Source organism: Mycolicibacter heraklionensis, assembly GCF_001021505.1.
GTDB lineage: Bacteria > Actinomycetota > Actinomycetes > Mycobacteriales > Mycobacteriaceae > Mycobacterium > Mycobacterium heraklionense.
In genome coordinates, this window is record NZ_LDPO01000027.1 from 48,407 (window position 1) to 55,503 (window position 7,097).

The following is a 7,097-nucleotide window of genomic DNA, read 5'->3' on the forward strand; positions in this document are numbered from 1 at the left end:
CTTATGCCATGACCAGGTGGGGCGATCTCGCACTGGCCGAATACTAAAGGAAGCCAATGGAACTGACCCGACACACCGTTGTCCAGCCTCGCGCGCATCAGTCGGCGCTTTCGCCGCTACAGGTGGCGAAGGTCTACCACTTCCCGACGATGGCCACCGGCAAGGGGTACACCGCCGGGATCATCGAGCTCGGCGGCGGCTACCGGCCGAGCCAGATCGCCCAGTACTTCCAGGATCAAGGTCTGCAGGCCCCGAGCTTTGTCGACGTGAGGATCGGAGACGGCGCAAACCGTCCCGATGGACCCAACGGCGCCGACGGTGAGGTGCAGCTGGACCTTGAGGTCGCCGGGTCGATCGCTCCCGGTGCGTTCTACCGGGTGTACTTCGCCGACAACACCGACGCCGGATTCCTCGACGCGCTCAAGCAGGCGGTCCTGGAGTGCGACGGGGTGTCCATCTCCTGGGGCGCATCGGAGAACCAGTGGGACGGATCGACGATGGACGCCTTCGAGGCTGTCATCAAGGCCGCCCGTGCCAACGGTGTGCCGGTGTTCGTCGCGGCGGGGGACAGCGGCAGCACCGACAGCTCCGGGGTCGGGAATCAGGTCGACTTCCCGGCCAGTGCCCCCTCGGCCATCGGTTGCGGCGGAACGCGTCTGACCATCGACAATGCGGGCGAGCGAGCCAGCGAGACCGCATGGAACGACAGCTCCCGCACCAGTGCGACCGGCGGCGGCGTGTCCCAGCACTTCCCGGGCCGCACGGTGCCCGACATCGCGGGCAACGCCGATCCCGACACCGGCTATGAGGTGGATGTCGACGGTCAGCCCTATGTCGTCGGCGGCACCAGCGCGGTCGCGCCCCTCATGCTCGGCCTGCACGCGCTGCTGTGGGAGATCTGCGGGGGAGCGACGTTCGACCTGTCGAACCTGATCGCAACGAACCCGCAGGCGATGTTCGACGTGACGGCAGGCGACAACGGTGGATTCAAGGCGGGCCCGGGCCGAGATGATGTGACGGGGTGGGGCGTTCCTGATGGCGCCAAGCTGCTGGCGGCGCTGGAGTCCGGCATCCCGGCGCCCGTGCCTCCGACGCCGCCCGTCGATCCGCCGACCGTTCCGCCGACCCAACCCCCGGCCAGCGCCCAGCCGATCTCCGGCACGTTCACCATCACCGGAACCGGAACCTTCACGCCGAACGGCAATGCGGCGTGACGGATGCCTCGCCCACTGCTCGTGCTGCTCACGGCCGCGTGGCTGGCGATCGCCCCCGCGGTGATGGCCAGTCCCGCTGACGTCGTCGGCGCGGCTCGCTCGCGGATCGGCCTGCCGTACGCGTGGGGCGCGACCGGCCCCAACGCCTATGACTGCTCAGGGCTGGTCGTCTGGTCATTCGCGCAAGCCGGGATCGCGGTGCCGCGGACCAGCCAGCAGCAGGCCAACGCAGGTACGCCGGTCGCACGAGCGGACCTGCTCCCCGGCGACATCGTCATCTACTACCCCGACGCCAGCCATGTCGGCATCTACGCCGGTGGCGGCGATGTCATCCACGCATCACAACCCGGCCGGCCGGTCGCCGAAGTCCCCATCGACGCCGCCGGCCCCTACCGCAACGCTCGCCGCCTACTACCTCGGAGGACTGACACCATGACGCTGTTCTATCCCGATGTCTCGAACAACAACTGGCGCAGCACATCCGACGCCATCAGCTTTCTGTCTCGGCTCAAAGGTGAGGGCTTCGCGGCGGTCTGCCACAAGGTCACCGAGGGGTCCGGTTACCGCGACCCGTACTGGCCTGCGGTGCGCGACTGGTGCAAGGGGAACGGCATGCTGCTGATCGGCTACCACTACGTCCGCACCGGCGACCCCGCCGCGCAGGCGCGTCTCTACCGCGATTACGCCGCCGACCCGAGCGTCCCATGCATGCTCGATTTCGAGGACGGCAGCGGCGATATCGCCCAGTTCTGGGCCGTGGTGAAGGCCTTCAACGCCGTTGGGGTTGAGATCGCGCTGAGCTACTTGCCGCGCTGGTACTGGCAAAACATCGGCTCGCCGTCACTGGCGGGCGTGCCGGGTCTCGTCTCATCGGCCTACCCCGGCGGCACCGGATACGCGTCGAACATCTACGAGTTCGGCGGCGGCAGCCAAGGGTCCGGCTGGGCGGCCTACGGCGGCGGCGCGCCGGCGGTGTGGCAGTTCACCGACAAGGCAACAGTCGCGGGAATCCCGGTCGACGCCAACGCCTTCCGCGGAAGTCTCGACGAATTCAAGCAGCTTCTCGGCATCACAACAGGAGGAACCGTGCCCGCACCGTCGAACGACGACAAGCTCAACTGGATCTACGGGCAGCTGCAGCCCTACCCGCAGCTCGCCGGCAAGCCCGACGCTCTCGACGCACTCCGCCAGAAGATCGCCGCCAAGGTGGACCTGACCCTGGTCGATGCGGTCGCCGCGCACATCCACGGACTGTTCACGGAAGGCAACTGAGATGGCCGATGCAGCCGCCACTGCCATCGGAAAGCTCGACGGCCGCGACCCCGACCAGCCCAACTACCCGCCGCTGAACTGGGTCGGCGTCTCGCACTACCGTGAGGTGGAGCTCGGCCAGTCGACCGTGGTGCGACCGGAGGGCGCCGACCCGGGACAGCTCCCCGGCGGCCTGTGGTGGACACCGTCCACGATCGACCATGTCACCGTGCTGGCCGAGATCCTCACCAGTCGCTACCACGGCCAGACCGCGTGGGACATGCTCTGCGGCCTGTTCGCTGTTCTGATCGAAGGGCGTAACCCGGCCGAGGTGCGCGCGGCGCTGAAGATCCCGGAGTCGGGCCAGGATGGCTGACTGGCCGGAGTTCGTCGCCAAGCTGGACGGCCGCCGGCTCATCCGGCACGCGGTGCTGACATGCTCTGGAACCTGGGCGCCGGCCGGGTGGGGCTACCCGACGGACATCGTCAATGGGCTGGCCGAGTTCGTCGACCCGATGCTCTGCTACGAGGTGCCCGTCCAGGCGCCGTGGAGCTTCGGGCCCGTCGGCGGGCCGCTCGGTTCGCCGAGCTACCAGGAATCGATCAGCATCGCCGTCGAGTTCATGGGCAACTGGATCGTCGACAACTCACGCAGCACCTTCGCGCTCAACGGGTACAGCCAAGGCGCCGAAGCGGCCAGCATCGTCGCGATGGAACTGGAGCCCGGCGGGAGCTTGGCGGCCTACGCCGACAACTTCATCGGCGGCATCACCATCGGAAACCCCAGCCGTGGTGCCGGGTTCCACGCCCCCACTATTGCCGACCCAGGCGGCCGCGGGATCGCACCACGGCGCATGAAAAGGCTGCCGACCATCGATGGCCGGGTGGTGTGGGCTGACTACGTGCATTCGCCGGCCAACGGAGATGCAGGCAAGGACATGTATCCATCGGTGCCTGACAACCATATTGGCGATCTCATGGAGAAGGTCTACATCACCGCAACCGAACTTCAACTGCACAGCTTCTCGGGGTTCACCAACTTCATGGTCAACCTGTGGAACGATGCCGCCGCGGCACTCGCTGCACCCGCCGACGCTATCCAGGCGGCCATCGAAGGTGCTCAGTTCGTGCTGGCTCCTGGCGGCCCGACAGCGCCGCACATCTCCTACCTGGGTGAGATCGGCGGGTATTCCAATCAGGTGGCCGATGCGGTCGGTTTCCTGCACGGCTTGGCCCTGGGCGCCAACGCGAGGCTCGCGGCATGAGCTGGCAGACGATCTACGACCCGGACATCGACACGGTCCACGTCACCCCCGTAGCCGACCTCATCGACCATCCACTCACCGCGGACTGCGCCTGCAAACCCGCGTGTGAACCGGTTGAGCATGAGGACGGGTCGGTGGGCTGGTTGTACGTCCACCGCAGCGCCGACGGGCGCGAACAGGCCGAATGAGGCCCAGGCCATGCCGCCGCTGTCGATCCTCGACCGCTGCAAACTCGTCGGCGCCCGCCTCAAGGAGGCCAAGGCCAGCGGCGACCTGACCGCCGAACTCGCGCTGCAGATCCGGCTCGACCAACTGCTTGACCAGCTCCACCGCGAATCCGCCCAACGGAAGGACGACTGATGGCCCACGCACTGCCCGACAATTCCGGGCCCACCATCCTGCAAGCGACCTTCTGGGCGGACGCTCTCGAACGCATCGTGTCCACTGCCGGCGCATCCGCGCTGACAGCAATTCCAGTCGCCGCGCCCTACGCCGACGGTATCGACCTGCGCGCCGTTGCCATCGGATTCGGTGGCGGCGCACTCGTCGAATTCCTCCGCTGCCTGGCCGCCTCGGGACGCGGCAACACGGGCACCGCCAGCATGCTCCGGGCCACCCGCTCAGGAGCAGCGCCGAAGCTCGCGCGGTTCATGGGCCGCGGCCAGTGACCATCGCGGAGCTGGCCAGCGCGCTACCCAACAATTGGCCGGCCCTCGGGGGACTCGTCACCATCCTCGGCTACATGATCCTGCGGGACCGGCGCCGAGAGCCGCTCGAGCGCCGCCGCGACGAACAGCTGTCTGAGGTTCATGAGCAGACGGTGAACAGCCACCCGCCTGAAGGCAACAACCTGCGCGACGACCTCGACAAATCGATCAGCGTGGGCGAGTCCGCCGCGGCCAGCGGCGCGGTGACGGTGCGGATGCTCAACGCCTTCCGTGACGAGGTCCGCGATGCCTTCAAGGAGGCCCGCAAGGATATCGGCGGGATCCGCGAAGAACTGCGCGACGAACGCCGTGAACGCGCCGCCGAGGACCGGCGCATCGAAGCCGCCAAGAACCGGCGCGACGAAGGCTGACCCGTGCGGCCCGCCGACCGTGCCTGGCTAGTCCTGGCCACCGGCGTTGTGGCGTACGACCTCGCGGCGCCGGACGGCGAGACCCTCTCTGAAGGCGCCGACCGCTACCTACTGGCCCACCGGTGGCTGACGCGCGGCGCCGCGTTCGTTGTCACGCTGCACTGCTGCAACCTGTTTCCGATCGCATTCGATCCGCTGCACCACCTGTTCGCATTACTGCGCCGCTGGCGCTGACCCCCATGGCAGCCCCCCGCTCGTCGAGCCACGCCCCTCTCCGTCGGCTCCGAGCGGGGGGCGTTCGTGCGCTCAGCCTGCGATCGGACGATACGGAGAATCGAGAGCCTCGCCGGCGTCTCGTGCGATCTCCACGTCCGCGTCATGATCGCTTTGACAGTCCTCGCACATCGACCCGACGCGACCGGAGTATTCGACGAGACTGTGTCCATCTGACAAAAAACTGCATCGGCAATCGACGCAGACCGCGAGCGCCAGCTCCGGGCGGTGATCCGCTTCGGCGAGAATCGCCCGCGCAAAGCCCTCCGCATCAGACTGGGTGTTGCCAATGGACTGCGCTGACATCCCCGTCTCTGAATCGAGCACCTTCACCAGGAACATGTGGCCGAATGCTCCGGCGGGCTGGATGTCGACGACTTGGACGTTCGCTACGGTCACAAGACGCCCCGCCAGGTGATCACGAATCTCCTCCTGTGCCCGCACTGACCTCAGGCATACGCCGCAGCCGCCCTCGCAACCTCCTGGGCGCGACCGCGCATATGCCCGATCTCGTCGGACGGCGCGCGCATCCACTCCTCGATCAAGTCGACCAGCAATCGATCCAGCTGATCAAGGTCCGTGTCGCTGATCATGCCGGGGTCTCTGCGGGAGGCTCAGCCTTGACCGCACCGTCGCACCCGCCCACCGGTGCCGGGGCACCGTCCAGCATGCACTCTGGCTTCGACCCCCAACCACTACCGTTCAGCTGATGCCAGTACGTGCCGTCGGGGTAGTGCTCGCCGTCGCAGAATCCGACGATGAAGCCGCCCATGCCGCCGGCGCAGCTGCGGTGCATCGGGTCGGGGTAGTGCGGGTCGGCCCACGGGGGATCGGCCAGGGCCGGGGCGGCGGTCGCCAGGACGGCAGCCATGGTGGCGAAAAGTGCTGCGGCCCAGCGCTTCATAACGTCAACCCTTCTGTGGTGGTGAAGTCTTGCGCGGACTTGGTGCTGAAAAATTCCACGACCGCGCTGGTGGCGACCTCCGCGACTTCGGGCGCGCCCTGCGGGCGTTGTCGCTCGATCTCTACTTTGATCGCATGGGCCAGCTCGGCGCGGACCGTTTCCTCGTACGCCTTATGGCCGGCGACGATGCGCCTCTCAGCGAAGCGCTGGAGGGTTTCCGACTCGCGCGCCTGCGCCCTCATCAGCGCGCGATAGTGCGCTGGCCCTTCTCTGTGGAATCTCCGCAGGTCCGCGCCGATATCGTGAGCAGGATTGGACCACGGCGGCTCGAATTGCGTCATGGCCTCCCGCTCCTTGCTCGCATCGGCTCGGTCCATGACCAGTGATCGGCGGCGCGTCTGCGGGCTGGACGGAGCGCGTGGCCGCTGGCCGAATCGCGTGGCGGTCTCGCCGGAAGCGCGAGGCCGCGCGGTAGCGAGGGTATCGCCGACGGCAGCACCATAATCCGCTGGTGCTCCCAGTCGGCCCGGGCGGCCAGTGCGCGCCGTCGCCGATGCTCACGGTCGACGACGTACACCACGGCACCGAGCGCCATGACGGCCAGCAGCCAGGGATGGTCGACGATGATGGCGAGGCTCAGCACCGAGACCAGGGTTGCGAACGTCACCGCGGCGGCCGGGTGGCGGTCCGCCCAGGTGCCGTGCGAACAGTGCGACTCCAGGCCGCAGCGCAAGCAGGTGTAGGTGGCCATGTCAGCTCCTCTCGTTGACATCGTCGCACCCGGTGCTGGCATCACGTGACGTTTCGAGCTGGGGCAGCCCTTCATGCCGATAGCCGGCCAGGTAGCAGCCCATCCCGTGGCGGATGTAAGCGACGGTCATGCCGTCGTAGAGACCGTCTGGATGGAGGAGCATGTGCTCCATCCAGTCCCAGACTGCGAGGCGCTCCTCGTCCGTCTCGGGCCGTGGTGAAACGTTCACCACGCCGTCCGGTTTCCGCAGGTCGCTTGAAGTCGCGACAGGTCCACCGGTCGAATCACACCGTTGTGTTTCCGCAGGTAAACCGGCATATCCAGCGTTTTCGCTAGGGGTTCGAGTCCCCTTAGCTCCACT

General features: G+C 67.4%; 15 protein-coding genes. 9 read left to right on the forward strand and 6 right to left on the reverse strand.

Annotation, left to right across the window (positions count from 1 at the left end; translation table 11 throughout):
* Nucleotides 1-56: 56 nt before the first annotated feature.
* The 9 genes from ABW16_RS21640 (at nucleotide 57) to ABW16_RS21675 (ending at nucleotide 5,042) form a co-directional block, all read left to right on the forward strand.
* Complete coding sequence (locus ABW16_RS21640) at nucleotides 57-1,214, forward strand: S53 family peptidase (protein ID WP_082134270.1); 1,158 nt, start codon at nucleotides 57-59, stop codon at nucleotides 1,212-1,214.
* A 3-nt stretch (nucleotides 1,215-1,217) separates the two neighbouring features.
* On the forward strand, nucleotides 1,218-2,486 hold the full coding sequence (locus tag ABW16_RS24020) for an NlpC/P60 family protein (RefSeq protein WP_052957045.1): 1,269 nt from the start codon (nucleotides 1,218-1,220) through the stop codon (nucleotides 2,484-2,486).
* A gap of 1 nt (nucleotide 2,487) precedes the next feature.
* Nucleotides 2,488-2,841 carry a hypothetical protein gene (locus tag ABW16_RS21650; RefSeq protein WP_047321252.1) on the forward strand — a complete coding sequence of 118 codons (354 nt, stop codon included), beginning with the start codon at nucleotides 2,488-2,490 and terminating at the stop codon, nucleotides 2,839-2,841.
* Nucleotides 2,834-3,730, forward strand: coding sequence for an alpha/beta hydrolase family protein (locus tag ABW16_RS21655; RefSeq protein ID WP_052957046.1), 897 nt, complete (start codon nucleotides 2,834-2,836; stop codon nucleotides 3,728-3,730). The genes ABW16_RS21650 and ABW16_RS21655 overlap by 8 nt, the downstream gene beginning before the upstream one ends.
* The gene (locus ABW16_RS21660) at nucleotides 3,727-3,918 is read left to right on the forward strand and encodes a hypothetical protein (protein ID WP_047321253.1); all 192 of its coding nucleotides are present in this window, start codon (nucleotides 3,727-3,729) and stop codon (nucleotides 3,916-3,918) included. Before ABW16_RS21655 ends, ABW16_RS21660 begins: the two co-directional genes overlap by 4 nt.
* Before the next feature lie 10 nt (nucleotides 3,919-3,928).
* Nucleotides 3,929-4,090: a hypothetical protein gene (locus ABW16_RS26635; RefSeq protein WP_157864276.1), complete on the forward strand. Its 162-nt coding sequence runs from the start codon at nucleotides 3,929-3,931 to the stop codon at nucleotides 4,088-4,090.
* Nucleotides 4,090-4,398: a hypothetical protein gene (locus ABW16_RS21665; RefSeq protein ID WP_047321254.1), complete on the forward strand. Its 309-nt coding sequence runs from the start codon at nucleotides 4,090-4,092 to the stop codon at nucleotides 4,396-4,398. Before ABW16_RS26635 ends, ABW16_RS21665 begins: the two co-directional genes overlap by 1 nt.
* Nucleotides 4,399-4,472: 74 nt before the next feature.
* The gene (locus ABW16_RS24025) at nucleotides 4,473-4,808 is read left to right on the forward strand and encodes a DUF2746 domain-containing protein (protein ID WP_109519707.1); all 336 of its coding nucleotides are present in this window, start codon (nucleotides 4,473-4,475) and stop codon (nucleotides 4,806-4,808) included.
* Between the two features lie 3 nt (nucleotides 4,809-4,811).
* Nucleotides 4,812-5,042 (forward strand): DUF7427 family protein, encoded by a 231-nt coding sequence (locus tag ABW16_RS21675; RefSeq protein WP_047321255.1) that lies wholly within the window; start codon nucleotides 4,812-4,814, stop codon nucleotides 5,040-5,042.
* 72 nt (nucleotides 5,043-5,114) lie between these two features.
* On the opposite strand, the gene ABW16_RS21680 is transcribed toward ABW16_RS21675, so the two are convergent.
* From ABW16_RS21680 to ABW16_RS27580, 6 genes are all read right to left on the reverse strand, one after another.
* A complete protein-coding gene (locus ABW16_RS21680; RefSeq protein WP_157864277.1) occupies nucleotides 5,115-5,525 on the reverse strand; it encodes a hypothetical protein in 411 nt (136 codons plus the stop codon).
* A gap of 5 nt (nucleotides 5,526-5,530) precedes the next feature.
* Entirely contained in the window at nucleotides 5,531-5,674 is a 144-nt protein-coding gene (locus ABW16_RS26640; protein WP_157864278.1) for a hypothetical protein, read from the reverse strand.
* Entirely contained in the window at nucleotides 5,671-5,985 is a 315-nt protein-coding gene (locus ABW16_RS21685; protein WP_047321257.1) for a hypothetical protein, read from the reverse strand. The genes ABW16_RS26640 and ABW16_RS21685 overlap by 4 nt, the downstream gene beginning before the upstream one ends.
* On the reverse strand, nucleotides 5,982-6,326 hold the full coding sequence (locus ABW16_RS21690; protein WP_131721550.1) for a hypothetical protein: 345 nt from the start codon (nucleotides 6,324-6,326) through the stop codon (nucleotides 5,982-5,984). The genes ABW16_RS21685 and ABW16_RS21690 overlap by 4 nt, the downstream gene beginning before the upstream one ends.
* Nucleotides 6,323-6,736 (reverse strand): hypothetical protein, encoded by a 414-nt coding sequence (locus ABW16_RS21695; protein ID WP_047321259.1) that lies wholly within the window; start codon nucleotides 6,734-6,736, stop codon nucleotides 6,323-6,325. The genes ABW16_RS21690 and ABW16_RS21695 overlap by 4 nt, the downstream gene beginning before the upstream one ends.
* Before the next feature lies 1 nt (nucleotide 6,737).
* A partial coding sequence (locus ABW16_RS27580) for a hypothetical protein (RefSeq protein ID WP_233424844.1) occupies nucleotides 6,738-7,097 on the reverse strand: 360 nt, incomplete at its 5' end.